The 20,137-nt window shown below is 47.5% G+C and carries 11 protein-coding genes; 8 read left to right on the forward strand and 3 right to left on the reverse strand.

Annotation, left to right across the window (positions count from 1 at the left end; translation table 11 throughout):
• Nucleotides 1-11: 11 nt before the first annotated feature.
• From PV783_RS16735 to PV783_RS16770, 8 genes are all read left to right on the forward strand, one after another.
• A complete protein-coding gene (locus PV783_RS16735; RefSeq protein WP_420988835.1) occupies nt 12-935 on the forward strand; it encodes an NAD-dependent epimerase/dehydratase family protein in 924 nt (307 codons plus the stop codon).
• The gene (locus PV783_RS16740) at nt 935-2,059 is read left to right on the forward strand and encodes an L-dopachrome tautomerase-related protein (RefSeq protein ID WP_420988836.1); all 1,125 of its coding nucleotides are present in this window, start codon (nt 935-937) and stop codon (nt 2,057-2,059) included. Before PV783_RS16735 ends, PV783_RS16740 begins: the two co-directional genes overlap by 1 nt.
• 288 nt (nt 2,060-2,347) lie before the next feature.
• A complete protein-coding gene (locus PV783_RS16745) occupies nt 2,348-2,929 on the forward strand; it encodes an RNA polymerase sigma factor (protein ID WP_159454161.1) in 582 nt (193 codons plus the stop codon).
• Between the two features lie 103 nt (nt 2,930-3,032).
• Nucleotides 3,033-4,235, forward strand: a complete 1,203-nt coding sequence (locus tag PV783_RS16750) for a FecR family protein (RefSeq protein ID WP_420988837.1) — start codon at nt 3,033-3,035, stop codon at nt 4,233-4,235.
• A gap of 161 nt (nt 4,236-4,396) precedes the next feature.
• Nucleotides 4,397-8,041 carry a SusC/RagA family TonB-linked outer membrane protein gene (locus PV783_RS16755; RefSeq protein WP_420988838.1) on the forward strand — a complete coding sequence of 1,215 codons (3,645 nt, stop codon included), beginning with the start codon at nt 4,397-4,399 and terminating at the stop codon, nt 8,039-8,041.
• Between the two features lie 24 nt (nt 8,042-8,065).
• The gene (locus tag PV783_RS16760) at nt 8,066-9,496 is read left to right on the forward strand and encodes a RagB/SusD family nutrient uptake outer membrane protein (RefSeq protein WP_420988839.1); all 1,431 of its coding nucleotides are present in this window, start codon (nt 8,066-8,068) and stop codon (nt 9,494-9,496) included.
• A 140-nt stretch (nt 9,497-9,636) separates the two neighbouring features.
• The gene (locus PV783_RS16765; RefSeq protein WP_420988840.1) at nt 9,637-10,806 is read left to right on the forward strand and encodes a redoxin domain-containing protein; all 1,170 of its coding nucleotides are present in this window, start codon (nt 9,637-9,639) and stop codon (nt 10,804-10,806) included.
• 49 nt (nt 10,807-10,855) lie between these two features.
• On the forward strand, nt 10,856-13,231 hold the full coding sequence (locus PV783_RS16770; protein WP_420988841.1) for a redoxin domain-containing protein: 2,376 nt from the start codon (nt 10,856-10,858) through the stop codon (nt 13,229-13,231).
• A 108-nt stretch (nt 13,232-13,339) separates the two neighbouring features.
• On the opposite strand, the gene PV783_RS16775 is transcribed toward PV783_RS16770, so the two are convergent.
• The 3 genes from PV783_RS16775 to PV783_RS16785 are packed head-to-tail and all read right to left on the reverse strand — an operon-like array spanning nt 13,340 to nt 20,128.
• Nucleotides 13,340-17,473 (reverse strand): insulinase family protein, encoded by a 4,134-nt coding sequence (locus PV783_RS16775; RefSeq protein WP_420988842.1) that lies wholly within the window; start codon nt 17,471-17,473, stop codon nt 13,340-13,342.
• Complete coding sequence (locus PV783_RS16780; RefSeq protein ID WP_420988843.1) at nt 17,470-18,651, reverse strand: DUF4369 domain-containing protein; 1,182 nt, start codon at nt 18,649-18,651, stop codon at nt 17,470-17,472. Before PV783_RS16780 ends, PV783_RS16775 begins: the two co-directional genes overlap by 4 nt.
• Nucleotides 18,652-18,673: 22 nt before the next feature.
• Nucleotides 18,674-20,128, reverse strand: a complete 1,455-nt coding sequence (locus PV783_RS16785; protein WP_420988844.1) for a RagB/SusD family nutrient uptake outer membrane protein — start codon at nt 20,126-20,128, stop codon at nt 18,674-18,676.
• Nucleotides 20,129-20,137 lie beyond the last annotated feature (9 nt).

Genomic DNA, 20,137 nt, shown 5'->3' on the forward strand with positions numbered 1-20,137 from the left:
TTAAGAGAGAGATGAATATCTTTTTAACGGGCGCTAATGGTTACATCGGCAGCTCCGTAGGCAAATTATTGACAGATAAAGGACATACTATTTATGGTCTTGTCCGTGATAAGGCAAAAGCAACAGACATCAGACAACTGGGATTTATACCTGTAGTAGGCACGCTGGAAGACGATGAGCTGCTGACCAGGTATGCGGCATTAGCAGATGGGGTGATCCATACAGCCGACTCCGAGCATTTTATGGCGGTACAAACCCTGCTGGATGCCGTGGCTGGCACGGGAAAATTGTTTATTCATACTTCCGGCTCCAGCATAGTTGCTGATGATGTACTGGGTGATGTGGAAAATCCACAGGTGTTTGAAGAAATCACATCTTACACTCCGCTGGAAGCCAGGCAGGCAGGTGTAACCATCAATGAATTGGTGCTTGAAGCAGGTGCCGGCCGGAATATCCGCAGCGTGGTAATTGTCCCTTCCATGATATATGGCGACAGCCTGGGGCTTGATGTAGAGAGTGTGCAATTGCCCTGCATCTATCGTAAATCAATTAAAACCGGCAAAGGTGTATTTATCGGGAGAGGTATCAACAGGTGGTCTAATGTGCATATTGCCGATGTAGCGGATCTGTACCTGATGGCACTGGAACGGGCACCCGCAGGTACCTGTCTGTTTGCGGAAAACGGAGAAGAATCCTACAAAGACCTGGCTGTCTATATCAGTAACGCACTTGGATTTGGCGGCGCAACCGAAAGCTGGAATGCAGCAGATGCGGTGGCGGAAGTCGGCGGACTTGCGCGTTATGGCCTGGGGTCCAATAGTCGTATCAAAGCGGTGAATGCCCGCAGGCTGGGCTGGGAACCCAAAGGAATCTCTGTGAAAGATTGGATTGCTTCCAACAAATATGCTAAGAAAACCTACAATAAGAACGCTTAATGATAAAACAATTCGTATATGGGTTGCTGTTAGCAGCCCTATTGCAATCCGGTATACAGCCCGCAGCTGCACAGTCAACCGGTAAACTGGAAGTAGCCGCCTCCTTTGACCGGGAACGTCCGGGCAATGTGGCTGTATCACCTTCGGGAAGGGTCTTTATTACAATGAGTGATGCCACAGCATCTCCCTATAAAGTGAAGGAGGTTTTGCCGGACGGCAGTGTAGCAGACTTCCCGGATACCACCTGGACCAGAAATCCGCAAGGGTACTCCTATAAGGGCATTAACGCCACTATCGGTATCCAGGTAACTGCAGATAATGTGTTATGGGTGTTGGACCTGGGGAACCGTAAAGCCATACCTGCCCAGGCGCCCAAGCTGGTTGCCTGGGATATTGAGACCAGGAAGTTGTTGCATGTATATCCCATACCCGATGCCGTGCTCAAACCCTCTTCATTTCTGCAGGATTTTGTCATTGATGAAAAGCGTCACACAGCAGTGATTGCGGATATGTCAATGGGAGGACTGATATTGCCGGCGGCTCCTGCCTTTGTGGTGGTGGACCTGCAAACAGGTTACGCAAGGCGTATATTGGAAAATCATTCCAGTTTTCAGCCGGTAGATGAAGATGTGGTGATTAACGGCCATGCTGTTAGCCATGTTTTTCCGGACGGCAGCGTGCTTAATCCCAGGTATCCTCTTAACCCCATCTCCATCGACCCGAAAATGGAATGGATATATTTTGGAGCGCTTGGAGGACGCAGCATTTACCGGATTGCGGCAGCAGCACTATCGAACCAGGCATTGAGTGATAGCGCGTTGTCTGGTAAGATCACCTACTATGCCCCCAAGCCAAAATCGGATGGCTTCAAGGTGGGAGATGGCGGCGTTTTATTTGTGACTGATGTTGAAAACAGTGCTGTAGTAATGGCAACGCCGGCGGGCTATTCTACTTTGGTAAAGGACACTGTACTGATCTCCTGGCCCGATGGGCTGGCCATTGCGCCAAACGGTTACCTGTACCTTGTCTCCGATCAACTTCATAAAAGACCTTTCTGGAACCAGGGAAAAGAGGAGAGTAAGCCTCCTTTCTACCTGTTGCGCATTAAGATAGATAAACCCTGATGGATACACAGGGATGTGTTATGTGAAAAATATTCTTACAATAGAAACTCCCTGGAAAAGAGCATATTATTATCCTACCTATTGGTTTCTTTTTTTGCTACATTTATCCCGGGGAATGCAATGCAGCCATTAAACAGGGGAATCAATAATAGCTTGTCCGCTTACAACCAACCAGCCCGACGACTAAACCGTTACCGCCTGCATCCTGCGCTGACTGCCGGCAACTTGTTATATTTCGGACATTGCATAACCTTTCATTTATCCTTGTAATGCATTGAAATTTTCATATTGTCTACCACCCGGTCATACGATGAAAAGGAACTTCTACTGCTTGTAGCAGAAGGAAACGAGAAGGCTTTTGGAGAATTGATCGCCCGGCATGCCGGGCTTCTTCATGTATTTCTTCTTAAAATTACCCGCGATCCCGCCTCGGTAGAGGAGCTGATTCAGGATACTTTTCTGAGGATCTGGATGGCCCGGGAGTGGCTTGGACAGGTGAATAATTTTAAGCCCTATATGTTCACGATCAGCAGGAATCTGGCTGTAAATCTGCTACGGAAATCAGTCCGGGTCAGGTTGCAACATTCACAGTGGGCTGCAGAGACGACGTCTGAAGCAGATGAGAACCCCGATGAATGGAAATGGAAACTGTTCGATGAGGCTATAGAGCGTCTGCCTCCCCAGCAAAAGAAAGTATGGATCATGGCCCGCCGGGATGGAAAAAAATACCAGCAGATAGCCGACGAATTGGGGCTGAGCCGCGAATCGGTTAAGAAATATCTGCAGTTTGCTTCGGCGGCTATAAACCGTTACATCAGTGAACATCCTGAAATGTATGCCCTGTTCATTATCGGCCTGGCTGAATTATAAGATCCCTGCCTTTTTTTCGTGCTGTCTGAAAAAATCTGATTTTTTCTGCTCCTGCCATATCCCCTTTTTTCATTTTTTATTGTTCTACTAAGCACGAAGCCAGATGAATACCGACGATAAACAATATAAAGAACTGATCAGACGATGGTTCAACGGGGAGGAATCTGAAGAAGATGCCTACACGTTGCATACCCTTCTGAAAGATAACAACCGCCTCCCGGAGCTTATTGCGGCGCTGGAAGAGGAGTATAACAACCTGTCTGCCACCGGTTATCCGGAAGAGCAGGCAAGGGGCCTGGCTGAAAAGATTGCAGGCATTAAACTTCCTGACCGCGAAAGTGAGGTTAAAGGTAAGCTCCGGTTCCTGGGCAGATGGCGCGTAGCTGCGGCTTCTGTGCTCCTGGTACTGAGTGTTACGGTTTATTTCCTGGCCACACACAAAAGGAATACAGGTACGCCGGCTACTGCCGGTAATGGAACTGAGATAAAGCCCGGCATGCAGGGTGCGGTGCTGACACTTGCAGATGGCTCGCAGGTATTGCTGGATACCTTTCAGAATTCTGCAATTGCCATGCAGGGCGGTGTTTCAGCGAGGGTGACTAACGGTGTGCTGGTATATGAAGGAACGGGAAACGAAATCGTTTATAATACCATTTCAACGCCTAAAGGCAGGCAATACCATCTAACCTTACCCGACGGTTCCGGTATCTGGCTGAATGCAGCCAGTTCCATCCGGTTTCCGACAAGCTTTTCCGGACCGGAACGGCAGACGGAAATTACGGGTGAGGTATATTTTGAAATAGCGGCAAGTAGTGGAAAGCCTTTTAGCGTAAGTGTAAGCAATAAGGCATTGGTGCAGGTTTTAGGTACCCATTTCAATATTAACTCCTATGAAAACGAGGAGAACATTGCAGCAACGCTGCTGGAAGGAAGTATCCTTGCTTCCCCTGGCCGGAATAAATCAGCTGCGGATGTGGTGCTCCGGGCCGGTCAGCAGGCGTTGATCGCAAGGATGCCGGCAGGGAATGGGCAGACCGGAATAAAGGTGGTGAACGATGCAGATATTGAAAAGGTTATGGCCTGGAAAAATGGGCTGTTCAATTTCAACGGTGCCTCACTTGCCGAAGTAATGAAGGAGCTGGAACGTTGGTACGATATAGAAGTGGTGTATGAACAGGGGATTCCGGAGAAAAGAATGACCGGCAAGATGACGAAGGATATTTCGCTTGATGGTTTGCTGGTTGGGCTGAAGGAGCTGGGAATCAATTGCCGCCTGGAAGGACGAAAACTGATCGTATTGCCATAATCTGAAACAATAATATAAAAAGAAAGAAGATGATGAATTAAAAGAAAGGGATCTGCTGTAAATAAAAAGCCGGAAGTGGTTCGAAGCTCTTCCGGCAAAATGTCCGGCTGATTCAAATCGAGGTCTGAACTCCATTTTCAACAACCAAACTGTGCTAATTTATGCAAAAAATTGCATTTGGTTCCAGGTTTCCTATGCCCGGACGTTTCGTTGCTACCCTGTACGGAGAGCCGCGGATGTTGGGTAACGGTCTTCCAGGGATCGCAACCAAAATCCTGTTAGTCATGAAATTGACTATTTTTCTGCTAATCGTTTCTTTTTTTGCTGTGTATGGGAAGAGTAAGGCCCAGCAGGTAACGCTTTCAGGGAAAGATATTTCTCTGCAGCATATTTTTTCTGCTGTTGAAAAGCAAACGGACTACGTAACTATGGCCAATGAGGGAATTTTCTCAGGCAGCCGTTCCATTTCGCTGAATGTATCCGCGATGCCCCTGCGTTCACTGTTAGACCTGGTGTTGAAAGGCCAGCATATAAAATATGTTATCCAGGGCAAAACCATTTTTCTTTCCCAAAAATCTGTTCCTGATCCGGTTTCCTCTCCCGTTACTCCCACGGAGCCTGAAGCCGTACCTGTTCATGTTTACGGACGGGTATTGGATTCTATCGGTTATCCGATGGAAGGGGCTACTGTACAGATAAAAGGAAAATCTGGCGGAGTTACTACCAATAAAACAGGCTGGTTCTCACTGGAAGCACAGGAAGGCGATAAAATAATTGTTTCATTCGTGGGATATAAAAAAGTGGAGTTTGTTGCAGATGGAAAGCCGGAAGAAAAATTAATTGTATTACGGGTAATGCAGACAGGCATAAGCGAAGTGGCGATCGTTTCAACCGGATACCAACAGTTGCCGAAAGAAAGGGCTACAGGGTCTTTTACGCAAATAACCAGGGAAATGATAAACCGGAGCCCGGGACCGGATATCCTGACCAGGCTCGAAGGTATAACCAACGGGCTCCTGTTCAACCGCACAAATGCAGAAGGTGAAAATGTAGGGGAGTTTCAGTTAGAGAGCAGGGGAAGGGCCACGATCATGTCGGAATCTTCGCCCCTGATCGTTGTCGATAATTTCCCTTTCGAGGGAAATATCCGCGACATAAACCCCAATGATGTGGAAAGCGTAACGATTCTAAAGGATGCCGCAGCGGCATCGATATGGGGAGCCCGCGCCGGAAACGGAGTGATCGTAATTACAACCAGGCAGGGAAGTTATAACCGGAAAGCCCAGGTGTCGTTTTCTGCAAATACAGCTGTTTCAGGAAAGCCGGATCTTTTTTATGACAAACGTTTTATGCCTTCGTCAATGGTTATGCAGATACAGAAAGAGAAATTTCTCCGCGGCGACTGGCAGACAGATGAAAATGGTATGATCGCTTTTTCTCCTTATGCGGAGCTACTCATTAAACAGCGTGATCACCTGATCAGTGAAGAAGCATTTCTGAAAGAGGAACAGCGGATGAAAAATACGGATATCCGCAATGATGCGCTGAAATACCTGTATCAGCAGTCGATTCAACAGCAATACGCATTAAACATTAATGGCGGAAGCAACGTAAACAAGTATTTCTTTTCTGTGGGATATGACAAGATGCGTTCCGCGATGGTGGGTGCCGATAACCAGCGGCTGACACTGAATGTGCAGAATGCGTTCAAACCAGTAAAAACACTTGAAATAAACACCCGGATAAGCTACAGCAGAACAAACGCAAATAACAACGCTTTCACAATGACAGACCTGGCGGGCAGTACTTCAGGTTTACAGCCGTATACTGCGCTTGTAGATGAGTATGGAAATCCGGCTAAAATCGAATATCGGATCCGCACGGCTATTGCAGACAGCGCAGAAAAAAGAGGCCTGCTGCCGTGGTATTATAACCCCCTGGAAGAAATCAGGCGTGCCGACAATACCTCATCATCTTCATTCCTGAATCTGTTGGGCAACCTCCGGTACCAGGTGGTTAAAGGCGTGGATATTGATGCAACCTATCAGTATACCGAAGACAAATCATCGACCCGGTATATGTACGATAAGGAAACATACTACGTAAGAAATCTTGTCAACAACTATACCCAGCCAAACGGTGAAAGGCCGATTCCTTATGGAGGGATACTCAAACTGGGAAGCCCTGTACAACGTGTGCAGCATTCCGGAAGAATTCAGCTCAACGCGCGCAAAAGCATGGCTGAACATGAACTGGCCTTCCTGGGTGGGGCGGAAGCGAGGCAGACGATAGAAGAGAGTTTCCCGGAAACCATCCTGTATAATTATGACCCGGACCGGGGTATCGGAACATCAAGGATGGACTTTGTCAAAAATTATAAATTGTATACTTCATGGGCCAGTGCGCCAATACCCGGCGCCACAGAAAATACTTTTTATAGAATTGACCGGTACTTATCTTACTTCGCAAACTCCTCGTATACATTCAGATCGAAGTATATTCTGAGTGGAAGTGCGAGATGGGATGGTTCCAACTTATTTGGGGTGAAAACCAACCAGAAAGGTACGCTGCTATGGTCGGCCGGAGCCAGTTGGAATCTTTCTTCGGAACCATTCTTTAAAGCCGATTGGGTGGACCAGCTCAGATTCCGCGCAACATACGGCAGCAGCGGAAACGTAAACAAGTCGGTTTCCACTTTCCCGGTGATCGATTATGCATCTGCCATAGCGCTGAATCCGGATCTGGAGCCGTATGCCGGCATTACTTCGCCGGGTAATCCATCGCTTAGGTGGGAGCAGGTGAATACACTTAATCTCGGAGTTGACTGGTCGGTATTTAATGAAAGGATAAGCGGAAGCCTGGAATTCTTTACAAAAAAATCGAATGATCTTATCGGGGATGCTTTTCTTCCGCCATCCACAGGTATAAATACCGCCAACTATCAGGTATCGCAATACCGGTATAACTATGCATCGCTGCAAACAAAAGGGGTGGATCTTCAAATAACTACAAAGAACCTGGAAGGGGCTGTAAACTGGCAGACTACGTGGTTATTTAATTTCGCCGCAGATAAGGTGAAGAATTATTACAATTCCGGTACATTGAATGGTAACGCCTATGTTGGTACGCTGGGGTATCAGATTCCGCTGGAAATTGGAAGATCGATATCCGGGATCTATGCTTATCCCTGGAGCGGATTGGATCCTTCAAACGGAAAGATGATTATTTATCAGGATGGTCAGAAGTCGACCGACTATGCCGGTTATATGGCCTCGCTGCGGCCGGAAGATATGGTGTATGCAGGTGTTACCAATCCGCCATACTATGGTTCCATATTAAATAATATTGAATGGAAACGGCTGCAATTGAGTGTGCTGCTTAGTTGGAAAGCAGGATATGTTTACCGCAGATCATCTTTATTTCCCGGTATGGAGTATACGGGATCGGGCTTATTTCATACCGATCTGCTTCATAAATGGAAGAAGCCCGGTGATGAGCTGGTTACCAATGTTCCCGCCGGCGGTGGTCTGAATGGATTTGATCAGAACGAATCTACCATTTATCTTTTTTCAGAGACGCTGATTTCAAAGGGGGATCATATTGCCATACAGGATATCAGTTTGAATTACTCGATTCCAACAGGGAAAAAAGCGCCTGCAGTTTTCAAGGCGGTAAGAATTTATCTGTATGTACGTAACCTGGGATTTTTGTGGAAGGCAGATCGCAATAATATCGATCCTGCTACGCCGAATGCGAGGTATCCGCAACCAATACAGTTTAATACAGGCATCCAGTTATCCATTTAACGCACAATTCAATTCCTGTTAAGCATGAAACTTTTATTAAAATATTATATAGGGTTTGTCTTTCTTCTGATGTTGGGAGGATGCAGCAACGATTTTCTTGAAGTAAAACAACTAAAAAGCCTTCAGGTTCCGCACACCATTGCCGATTTTCAGGCAATACTCGATTACAATTTTGCTCCGGGGAATACCGCCCATACTTTTGGTGCAAACGGGAGCGACGAGTTTATCATTACGGAGAAGCGGTGGAATCAACTGGCAACGGAAAGCAATGCCTACCTGCGGGATGTGTATGTGTGGTCGCAGAAAATCAACATGCTTCAGTATGAGCAAAATATGGACTGGAGCCGTTCTTATCTCTACATTTTTTATGCAAATCATGCCCTCTACGGGATTGAATCCATTCAGCCAGCGCCCGATGAACAGATTGCATGGAACAATGTAAAAGGTAGCGCGCTTTTTTTTAGAGCCTTTCATTATTATAATCTTGCACAGCAATTTTCTTTTCCCTATGAAAGAAGTGACAATCCCAATGGGCTTCCACTCAGGCTGGAACCCGATGTTACGGTAAAAGTAAAGCGATCGTCTGTCCACGAAACTTACAAACAGATATTGGATGATGCACTGAAAAGTGCGGAGCTGCTTCCGGCGGAAACAAAAAGAACCAATTATATCAGGCCGGGAAAGGCTGCGGCTTATGCTCTTATTGCAAAAACGTATCTGTTGATGGAGGAATATGAAAAAGCGGCGCAATATGCAGAACGGTGTCTTTCGCTCCGCGGACAACTGATAGACTTCAATACATTAGGCGCCGATGATCCTGCCAATTTTTATGAATACGCTTTTGCCGCAGATTACGGCGCCAGCAATCCGGAAATGATCTATTATTCCGTGTCAGACAATGGTTATACTACTGCACTCAATTCCGTATTCAAAGACAGAGCTGAATTTCATCCTTCATTGCTGGCGCTGTACGAACCGGGAGATATCCGGTATAAAGTTTATTTCAGACCCTATATTGATGTTGATGGATACAGATTCCTGGTCTTTAAAGGATCATATGCTGCCTACTCTTATTTTTCCGGCCTGGCGGCCGACGAAATTTATCTGCTGAACGCCGAATGCAATGCCCGGACCAATAAGATAGACAAGGCGCTTGATGATCTGAACCTGCTGCTGAAAAACAGGATCGATCATTCCTGGTTTTCTCCGGTAACGGAAAAAGATCCTGAAAAGCTGCTGAAGATAATCCTCCTGGAAAGGCGGAAAGAAATGGTCTTTCGCGGCACAAGGTGGCAGGATCTCAGAAGACTGAATAAGGAGCCCCGGTTCGCGCAAACACTTGTGCGGGAGATTGGGGGGAATCGCTATGAATTACCGCCCAACGATCCGCGATATACATGGCCTATACCACAGTCGGAAATTGACGCCGGCGGGCTGACGCAGAATCCCAGGTAAGGTTTTAACTGAAAAAGTGACAAGGTCCGTTTCCGGCCCTTCCCGACTGCTGACCACGGAACGGAACGAGGCCGGTCATACCCTTATTTTATAAACGACCCGCGGGAATAAATAATTATCAGATCTGAAAATAGAAGAAAATGAAAAAAAAGTTAACCGGCGGATTGCTTGCTGCACTCGCATTTTCCCTGACAGCGGTCTGTCTTTTCGCGGCCCCTGTAAACAGAAACTACACCATCGAAGGCACTTTGCATCAGGTAAGGGAAAGTAAAGTGTTTCTTTTGAAACAATACCGCAGCGGGCAGGAGGCTGATAGTGCGGTACTTGTGAATGGCAGGTTCCGGTTTGAAGGAATACTGAAGGATGATATTGTTGCTGCGATGTTTACGATGCATGTCCCGGTAACGGAAGCACAGCTTGCTGAAAATCCCTTTGCTGGCATGAGCAGCCGTCATTTTTACCTGTCTCCCGGAAAGCTTGTCGTTTCCGGCAACCGTCTGGAAGACATCATATTCGCGGGCACTGCAGAGGCTGAGGATTTTATGCGCCTGGAAGGAATACTCGGGCCGATAAATGCAACCTTGTCCCGTATCGGATCGCAATATCGCCTCATCAGTGCGATGAATGGGTTTCCTGGCAAACAGGACTCGCTTGCAGCTTATTCGGCAGCATCAGAAAAACTTGCGGATAAATACCGTGAAGCCGAAAAGCTATTTATTAAAGATCATCCTGCATCATTGCTGAGTATGGCTATGTTCAGATCGATGACTGAGGTGGTAGACACCAAAGATGCTGAAGAGATGGAAGTGCTTTTGACTGGTTTGTCGCCGTTGTTGAGAAACAGGGAAGATATGCGCGCAATCAGAAAAAGATTATTGGTGCTTTCCCGGCTGGTACCGGGAAAGCCGGCATTGGAATTTAGTATGCCGGATTCAGCGGGCAATAGTGTGACGCTGTCTTCTTATCGGGGAAAATATGTACTCGTTGAGTTCTGGGCGAGTTGGTGTGGTCCCTGCAGGTCACAAACACCGTATCTGATGAAAAGTTATGAAACCTTCAAAGGCAGGAATTTCGATATTCTGGGTATTTCCCTGGATGACAACCGGCAGAAATGGCTGAAGGCTATTCATGAGGACAAGCTTCCCTGGACGCAGGTGTCGGAGCTGAAAGGGCATAGCAGCAAGATTGTATCAAAATATGCTGTTACTGGAATTCCGTTGAACTTCCTGATCGATCAAAATGGGATTATTGTAGCGACCAATCTTAGGAACGAAGGGTTGTATGCAAAGTTGGCGGAACTGCTGAAGTGATATTATTACCTAATTAAATTTTGATGTGATGAAAACTATATGGTTGTACATGGTTATGATAAAATTGGCATTCCTTTTTTCCACCCTTCATGTTTTTGCGGGTGAGGGAGAGAAGTCATTTTTTATCAGTGGTAACTTTAAAAAGGTGAAACAAGGGAAGATATTTCTGCTTCAGCAAGTTTCGCTGGTGGAGCGATCCAGGAATCCGGGAGCTTATCTGCGCGACAGCGCGGTGATTGTGAACGGGAAATTCAGTTTTAAAGGCATTATAAAAAGCGATATAGTTCCTGTGTACTTCACCATGCAGACAGCGGTGAGTGAGGCGGAGCGGGCGGCGGACCCACTTGCAGGAAATCAGACGCGCTACTTCTATCTCATGGAAGGGAAACTTCATGTGTCCGGCAACGATTTGGAGGATATGGTGATCTCGGGAAATGCTGAAATGGACGCATTTATGAAGCTGGATAATAGCCTGAGACAGCAACGTACTGCATTTGGCAATGCATTCAGAAAGCAGTTGAAAGTTTCGCTGGCCAGTGAGTTTACCGGAAAAGCTGATTCTATCGCTTTCTATGCTGCGCAGATGGATAGTCTGAAAAAACTGCAGATGAGTATCGAGTCAGATTTTATCGTTCAGCATCCTTCGGCATTGATCAATGTCGCAATATTAAAAGGCCGGGCTGCTTTGGCGGAAACCTCCGGTGCACGTGAAATCGGAAACCTGGTTGCGGCGTTGGCGCCGGAACTGAGGAACAGGGCGGATATGGTGGCAGTCAGCAACAGGATGAAAGGCCTTGCTTCACTGGTGGCTGGCAATCCTGCGCTGGCTTTCAGTTTGCCTGATACGGCCGGCAATGCAGTGGCATTATCGTCGTTTCGCGGGAAATATGTGTTGATTGAATTCTGGGCAAGCTGGTGTGGACCCTGCCGTATGCAGATCCCATATTTGAAAAAGAGTTACGCAGCTTTTCAGAACAAGGGCTTTGAAATTCTCGGCGTTTCCCTGGATGAAAACAGGGAGAAATGGATGAAAGCCATCCATGATGAGCAGCTTCCCTGGACGCAGGTTTCTGATGTGAAAGGGCTGGAAAGCCCGGTTGTAGCAATGTATGGTATTACCGGCATCCCACTGAACTTCCTCCTGGATACAAACGGCGTGATCATTGCCAGGGATCTCCGTGATAATGAACTTTCGGTCAGGTTGTCGGAATTGCTTTCTTCAAAAACAGCAACGGAAGGACCGGGTGTACATTTCGATCACGCACTGTCGTGGGAACAGGTAAAGGCAAAAGCAAAAGCTGAAAACAAGTATATTTTTATGGATTGTTATGCCACCTGGTGTGCACCCTGTGTTAAAATGATCAAAGAGCTGTTTCCGAGGAAAGAAATGGGAGATTTTTTCAACGACAAATTCATTTGCGTAAAGTTGCAGTTGGACAAGATCGATAAAGATGATGATTATGTAAAAATGTGGTATAAGGACGCTCAAATGATTCATAACACATATAAACTCCCGTCAATGCCAACATTCCTTTATTTTTCGCCGGATGGGGAGCTGGTACACCGGGTTCCGGGAAGTGAAGATGCTGACCGTCTTATTGCTAAATCTACTGATGCCTTAGATCCGGAAAAGCAATATTATACCCTTGTGAAAAGGTTCGGGCAGTCGGACAAAAAGAATACCGACATGATGAAGAAACTGGCTATTATGTCTCAGCAGGTTATGGAAAAAGACAATGCACTTAGGTATGCTGATATGTATGTAAATTCCCAGGACGACCTGCTTACAAAAGAAAACATACTGTTTCTGAATCGCTTTTCTTCTTCGGGTAGGCTGAAGGGGTTTGAAATTTTTATGAATTATGGAAACAGGGTAGACGAAGTGCTGGGTGCCGGGGTTGCGAATAACAGGGTGCAGGAGGTTATTTTTAATGAAGAGGTAATGCCGTTGTTGACGAATTCCGCGGGTTCCGTTCCCGATTGGAAAGCGATTCAAACATCCGTGGCAGCGAAGTATCCAGCGCATGCTGAACCTGTAGTCGGAAAATTCAAGGCCCAATATTATATGAGCAGAAATGACTGGCCGAATTTTCAGAAAAGCGTTATGGCATACATGAAAAAGTACGGGCCTGCTTTTGCGGATAAAGAAACATTTAATGTGTTTGCCCGGGCTATTTTTGAGAACAGCCCTGACAGGGATTGTATTACCGCGGCACTGGAGTGGAGCAAACGTGCATTGGCTGAAGATGGCGCCAACCGGGAGTTTATGAATGTCTACGCTGGCCTCCTTCACAAGTCAGGAAAAACTAAGGAAGCGGTTGCGGTAATGGAAAAGGCGGTGGAACTGGCATCCGGCAGCGAAAAAGAAAACTATATGGTTACGCTGGGAAAGATGAAGAAGGGAGAGAAAACCTGGAAGAATTAATTTTCGTGCGGCTGTTTCGGAAGCTATATAATTATAAAAATGAAGGGTGGCCAGGATGAGCCACCCTTCTGGTTTTTATGGATGTTCGACATTCATTTCTCCTCGTATTCAAATCTTTTCTGGCAATAACACGAATCGGATCATGTTTTTGCCACTCAGATAGTGGGCCGCCGCTTTTTTAAATGAGGCCGACGTCAGTTTATCAAGATATTCACGGTAATGATTGATTTCAGCTACATCTTCACCGTTTTCATATTGTGTACTCAAATAGCTTAACCAAAAATCATTGGTGTTCAGGGCGGCTTCTGTTTGTTTGATAAAGGCCGTCTTGAACTTTTGCAGATCTTCAGCACTGGTTCCGTCTTCTACAAGTTTTTTCATAGCTTTCTCTACCAATGATACCAGGTGATCGACATTGACAGGGGCGCAACCGAAAGAAATGGTGATACCAAATCGTGAAACGGGATATTTCACCGTTGAAGTACGCACAGAGGGGCTGTACACTTCTCCCGCTTCTTCGCGGAGACTTTCCAGTAAGCGATATTGCAATACTTCGCCCATAGCATTTAACAATAACCTGTTCATCGGCGTGAGGTTGTCCTGGCCCCCCAACATTATCCTGACAGTTGCTTTTTCTTCACTGCCTTTAAATACCTGTTTCGTGATGCGGCCGGCAGGTACCGTTGCTTTGTAATCTATTGCCTTTTGTTTACGTTGCAGGGATGGCAGTGAACCCAGGTATTTTTCCAGTAATGGCCGGATCGTTATGCTATCGATATTGCCTGTAAATATGAAGGTGAAGCCATCAGCGTCCGCGAATCGGTCGCGGTAAATTGACACTATATCAGACAGCTTTACACGATTCACCTGTGTAATCGACGGAGTGGCGCTACGCGGACTATAGCCGCTCATGAAATTATTAATAGTATCGCTAAACACATTGGAGGGATCGGCATAGCGGTTTATCAGTGAGGCTTTCATACTGTTGATGGCATTGGTGAACAGCTGGCTGTCGGCCCGCGGACTGGTAAATTGCAGATAGGTTAACTGCAGCGCCGTTTCCAGGTCTTTGGTGGAAGCGCTGCCAAAGATGCCCTGGGAGCGGGGACCAATGTATATGCCTGCATTGACGATTTTATCGTTGAGGATGCGTGCCAGATCAGCCGGACTAAATGCGCCGATGCCAAAACCGCTTAGCAGGCGGGCCGACAAGGTTGCAGCCAGGTAGATGGAATCAGGGTAGCGGGAGGTACCACCGGGCGCAAATGCGTTGTAGCTGATCTCATCATTTTTAAACCGGGTAGGCTTTAGTACAACTTTGATCCCGTTACTTAAAGTAAGTTCCTCGGTTCCCATTTGTTTGTTGCGGCGGGACGAAACGATTTTTCCCGGCGTTGGGTCGTGGTCCAGTAATGATTTTACCGGAGATCCTGCCTCCTTAACTGGTTCCAGATTTTCTTCTGCCACTTCGTTCAGCCACCGGCGTACTGCTACTTCATCCGGCAGCTGGTCTTTTTGTTTGTCCGGTGCCTGAATCAGGATATCCTGATTAGTGGACCCAATATAATAGGGAATGAGCGCATTGATATCGGCAACAGTAAGAGCGCCGATATTGGCTTTTGCAAACTGGTACTCCCAATCGAGGCCCGGGCTGGCTGTACCATGTAAGAAATGAGCCTGGTATTCGGATACATAACTACGGGATGGTGTTTTGCTTGCTTCCATCCTGGCATTTTCCAGGGAGCGGAGATAGGACTGGCGAGCCAGGTCCAGTTCTGCAGGCGTAAAGCCATATTTGGTCACGCGGGTCAGTGAACGCCAGCCCTGTTGCACCGCCTGTTTTAACATTCCATCTTTGGCAGTCACATCATAGGAAAAAGCATCGAGCCCACCCATCAGCGGTTGAACGCTTGCTCTAATTGACGTGAATCCCGGATCTGGCAGGGGATTGAGTTCGTCCTGCATTCTTCTGCCAAGCATACTGTTAAACAGGGTCCGCTTCATGGAAGCAATAAAATCGGCTTCGGAGCTTATCTGCTGGCCCTTCTGTTTCACCAGGATTTGTAATTGTGTATTGGTGAGGTCCGGATCCGTTTGAGCCAAAAATTGATTTTTACCTGTCAGTGGTACCTCATAATGAGTTCGCGGAGGAGCGCCGGGAGCGGAAAGCAAATCGGCAAACATGCCCCGCACGGTCTTTTCCATTTGATCAACATCGATATCACCCACCACGATCAGTGCCTGCAAGTCCGGACGGTACCAATTGCGATGAAATTGTACCAGGTCTTTGCGGGTGAAATTCTTCAGCACCATATCAGTACCAATGGGCAACCGCTCCGCATACCGGGACTGATTAGTCACTATCGGCAAAAAGTTATTTCTCAGCCGCTCTGTCGCCCCTTTGCCAAGGCGCTTTTCTTCGACTACCACCCCGCGCTCCTTTTCAATCTCCAACGAATCCAGTGTGGCGGCATTAGCCCAATCCCGCATGACATATAAACCTGAATCAACCAGGCTGGGATCAGTGGTGGAAAGTGGCAACTCGTATACCGTTTCATCGAAGCTTGTATAGGCATTAAGGTCTGCACCAAAACGAACGCCTGCCTTTTGCAGGTAGGTCACCAGCCGGTTACCCGGAAAGTGGCGCGTACCATTGAAGTTCATATGCTCCATAAAGTGAGCCAGCCCGCGTTCATGCTCCTGCTCAAGAATGGACCCTACCTTATTGACCAGGTACATCAGTACCTGGTTTTTCGGTTGATCATTGCGGCGAATATAGTAGGTGAAACCGTTAGGTAGCTTCCCGGTTCTAACGGCGGGGTCCAGCGGTACAGCTCCCGGCAATACCGGGTGGTCTTTGCGGTAGCGCAGGTATTTTTCATATTGGGGTTTATTGAACAGGTAACGCAGGTAACGGAGCTGTTTTGCTTCCAACTGGCCATATTCCCTGGATTTATCCGCTACCGGTGACCGGTACAGTTTCATAAGTTCCCTATAGTAATCCGGTAACGAGTAGAATAGTTTACCAGCCTGGAAACCTTTGAGATCAGCAGTTGCTTTGAGCAGGTCCGTGTATGCTTTCACAAAGGACTCCTGTGTACTTCCCTTGAGCGCGGTCTCGTATTCAGGCTGCAGATTGCGGGAAAGCACGTCTGTAATCATCTTTTTTTCAACATCATCAGCCTCCAGTGAGCTGTATTCGGTTTGTGTGGCTGCTACCGGATCGGGAGGCCCCATCAATTCCAGGAATTTCTTTTCCAGTGCTTCGTGGCTAACATTGACGGTCACAATTTTGCCTTGCTGGTCAAAGAGCACCAGGTAAGGGATGCCGCTGAAACGGTAGGTCTCCATCAGGTATACACCTTTGTCCAGTACCCGTCCCTGGCGCCATGTCATTTCCTCCTCCGCCAGCGCTTTTTTCCATTCTCCCTCTTTGGCATCCAGTGAAATCGCCAGCACGTCGAGCCCTTTGTTTTTATATTCGTCGTAGAGCTTTTTGATCCCGGGGATGCCGGAGCGACAGGGGCCGCACCAGGAAGCCCAGAAATCTACCAGTACGTATTTGGATCCGGTCAGCGCTGCGGAGAGTTTCTTTTTCTCGCCCGTTGGGGTCACGAAATCAAAGTCCGGCGCCGGCGAACCTTGCTGTAATCTCACGGCTGCAGCTGCATAAGCTTTCACTGCGGCGTTAGATGGATTTTTTCTTAACAGGGTTGGGAGGATCTCGCCAATAAGAGTGGAATCCGTTTCAAAACTGAAGAAACTTAGTGGGTAGAGTACACCGGGGTGGGTAGCGTTGGCACGGATCAGCACCGTCAGTTTTTCACTGAAAGATTGCAAGGCCTGTCGTGGATTGGTACCGTAGTCTTTTGTTCGTTGTGCGATGGCCAGATTCACCTGGTGCACAACCTGGTTATCGGCATCATTCGCAACAATGGGCATTTCCTGTTCATCAATATCCATCACCAGGTCTTTTCCCGTAGCCCAGAAAGCATATTGTCCGCCCATTCTGTCGCCCACCAGGTAAGCTCCTTCCCGTTTCAGGTGCAGGTTGGCTATGTATTGTCCGTCACTACTGATATTGGCTGAATCTATCAAAACAGGAATCTGGTTCCGTCTTTCAAAAAAATACAATTGCCGGGTGCCCGCCGGGTGTCTGACTTGTCCGTGTACACTCATCTTTACCTGGGCATGTGCTAAAGGCGGGCATAGCAATGCTGTGATCCACAAAAGCTTTTTCATTTATCTGTCTGTTTTTGTTTTATCAAGTACTGAATGGTGGCTGCGAGATGTTCGTCAAAAGCTAGTCCGCCAGCCAGGATTTTGCCTTCTGGTCCAATCAGGTAACCTTGCGGCAGCCGCATAATGCCCAGGTCAAACGCTTTGGCGGTTTCACTTTTCGCACCAGTGCCGGTAATCCCATCCAGATCAATGACATTGATCCAGGAAGATTTGTGGCGAGACAAGGTTTGCGTCCAGAAATTCCAGTCCGGCGAAATGCCAACAGCATAGATTTGAAGAGTGGAAGGATCTACCTGTAGCCGGATCTGCTCTAAAGATTGCATAAACGCAGGCACCCCGCCGGAAAGCGTTGTCCAGAAACCGAGCAGAACATATTTGCCGCGCAAAGAGGACAGGGATACCTGCTGCCCGGTGGTATCGAGCAGGTTTATATCAGGAACCATTGTTCCCGTGGCAAGGTGCCGGGCTTTTGCGATCCTGGCTGCGAACAGCTTTCCCTGGTAAGACTCACGAATGGGAGCGGTAAACCGCTCGAACGCAGTTTGTGCTTCGGGCAGTTTCAGTGTCTGGGTTTCATACCTCAAAACAAAAAGATCGAACGCCACAAAACAATCCGGATAGCTGAGGATAAAGTTGCTGTCGGCCAGAGCGCTTTGTGTGTGCACCGCCGTCATGGAATCCCTGACCAGTTGGACACCCATAGAGTCTTTGGCTTCATAATGTGCCTGGCCGGAGCGCATCAGCGCCTCAGTCAGGGATTCAAAATGCCGGTGCAGGCTGTCGAGAATCCTGAAAGATGCCTGCTCTTTGCCATTGGTAATCTTTGCTGTTTTGAGTCCTGCTTTGCCTTCGATGGTATTGACGCCCGGCGAGAGGTAAAACTCCTGCTGATCCAGTGCCATGTATTGGTCGTAGGTTATTCGTCCGTAAAGCGGATTAATAACGACAACAGCCTGAGTGGGAGAGGTGATTTTACCGCTCAGGGTGAACCTGCCATCTTTAAAATTAACCGAGTCTTTCACCATTTCACCCCGGTTGGAATAAGTGATTCTTATCATTCCCTGTTGATCTTTTCCCAGCTCACCGCGCACTGTAAATTCGTGTTGGGCAAATAAATGATTGCTGGTACAGAGCAATACAATAGCAGCCCGGCATGCGGGCATTAGCCACTTTTTCATTATAAATCGATTTTAGATGGTTCTATGGATTATTCTCCAGCCCCGGGTTTACGACCATGATATTGGATGGAATGCGAAGCGTCAGCCTGTCGGGTTGACGCAGGGTATATGTTTGCGTGCTCCCATTCTGCAGGTAGACGCTATGGGTAAATGTCTGATTGGGAAACAGCGGATCCACGCTGAGTCTGCGCATATCGAACCAGCGATAGCCTTCTGCCGCAAATTCACGGATGCGCTCATCGAAGATGAATTTTATCAACGCAAATTTATCTGTCGCTGTAGCAGAAGGGACGGGAGCATCTGCTTCGGGCATCCGGTGTTTCCGCAGCATTTCCATATCGCCGCAGGCGCCAGTCAGATCATCCATCCGGGCCTTGCATTCTGCACGGAGCAGGTAAAGCTCGGCAAGGGTGACACCAAACCTGGAATACATGACGCCATAGCGGCGCAGGCGGCCGGATGGGTTAGGCGACCAGTCAGGATAATCGGCTGAATAGAATAATAACCGAAGGTCTGTTGGGCCAAACAGGGCTGCTGTTTCCGGCTTGATGATAATACCCATGCCACCGGATGCGAATTGATTGCTGAAGGTTTTTGCCAGTACAGATTCCGTATAATCGTTCAGATTTACATAGTCAGAATTAGGACCACTCATGCCAATAGGAAGAAAGGATCCACCTGGCGCCAGCTCTTTGTTGTAATCGTAAAGCCTGGTTTGAATGGGAGAGGCATTGGCGTCATCGATAGCTGTATTAAACAGCGGCAAGGCATCAACGCTTTTTCCCATGAAAAGATATATTTTCCCGAGGATGGCTGCTGCAGCGGCGCCAGACATCCGGCTTTTGACTTTGGAACGCAGCGGCAGCACTGCGATGGCGGCGTTGAGATCAGCAATCATAAAGTCGTACACCGCCTGAACCGTGCTGCGGGAAAAAGAGTTCTGCATTACGTCTGCGGTAGTAATGATGGGAAATCCCGGATCGGCCGTTGCTGTAGCAGCCTGGTAGGGCTTTGCATAAAAATTGATGAGCTGGAAATATATCCAGGCGCGGGTAGCTTTGGCCTCGGCCTGGACATATTGTTTTTCAAGGCTGGTTCCGCCATCCGCGTTCATCACTTCATTGATGACTTTATTACAGGTATAGAGATTGGAAAGAAAACTTCTGAGATCACTTGCTACATCCGATTCCTCATAAATCACATCATCCCACCTGAATAACCGCTGTACATAAGGGTAAGCATTGGCGTAATAATTCTCTTCCGCGGCTATTTCATCGCCCATCAGCAGTGGTACCTGCCATCCGCCTCCCTGCAAATAGTTGTAGAAGTCGGGAGAATTCATCAAAAGTTCGTAGTCTGTTATTGTTGAAGCTACCTGCTTTCCTTTAGGTATCACATCCAGGAACTTGTTGCAGGAAACGGTCAATACAGCAACTGTGCAAATAAGAAGACTATATAAGAAGAATTGCTTTTTCATTTTTTTCAT

The sequence above is a fragment of the Chitinophaga sp. CC14 genome, assembly GCF_048957795.1.
GTDB lineage: Bacteria > Bacteroidota > Bacteroidia > Chitinophagales > Chitinophagaceae > Chitinophaga > Chitinophaga ginsengisegetis.

Coding starts and splice junctions, on each gene's coding strand:
- PV783_RS16735 (WP_420988835.1), top strand. CDS start 12: ATGAATATCTTTTTAACGGGCGCTAATGGTTACATCGGCAGCTCCGTA.
- PV783_RS16740 (WP_420988836.1), top strand. CDS start 935: ATGATAAAACAATTCGTATATGGGTTGCTGTTAGCAGCCCTATTGCAA.
- PV783_RS16750 (WP_420988837.1), top strand. CDS start 3,033: ATGAATACCGACGATAAACAATATAAAGAACTGATCAGACGATGGTTC.
- PV783_RS16755 (WP_420988838.1), top strand. CDS start 4,397: ATGCAAAAAATTGCATTTGGTTCCAGGTTTCCTATGCCCGGACGTTTC.
- PV783_RS16760 (WP_420988839.1), top strand. CDS start 8,066: ATGAAACTTTTATTAAAATATTATATAGGGTTTGTCTTTCTTCTGATG.
- PV783_RS16765 (WP_420988840.1), top strand. CDS start 9,637: ATGAAAAAAAAGTTAACCGGCGGATTGCTTGCTGCACTCGCATTTTCC.
- PV783_RS16770 (WP_420988841.1), top strand. CDS start 10,856: ATGGTTATGATAAAATTGGCATTCCTTTTTTCCACCCTTCATGTTTTT.
- PV783_RS16775 (WP_420988842.1), bottom strand. CDS start 17,473: ATGAAAAAGCTTTTGTGGATCACAGCATTGCTATGCCCGCCTTTAGCA.
- PV783_RS16780 (WP_420988843.1), bottom strand. CDS start 18,651: ATGAAAAAGTGGCTAATGCCCGCATGCCGGGCTGCTATTGTATTGCTC.
- PV783_RS16785 (WP_420988844.1), bottom strand. CDS start 20,128: ATGAAAAAGCAATTCTTCTTATATAGTCTTCTTATTTGCACAGTTGCT.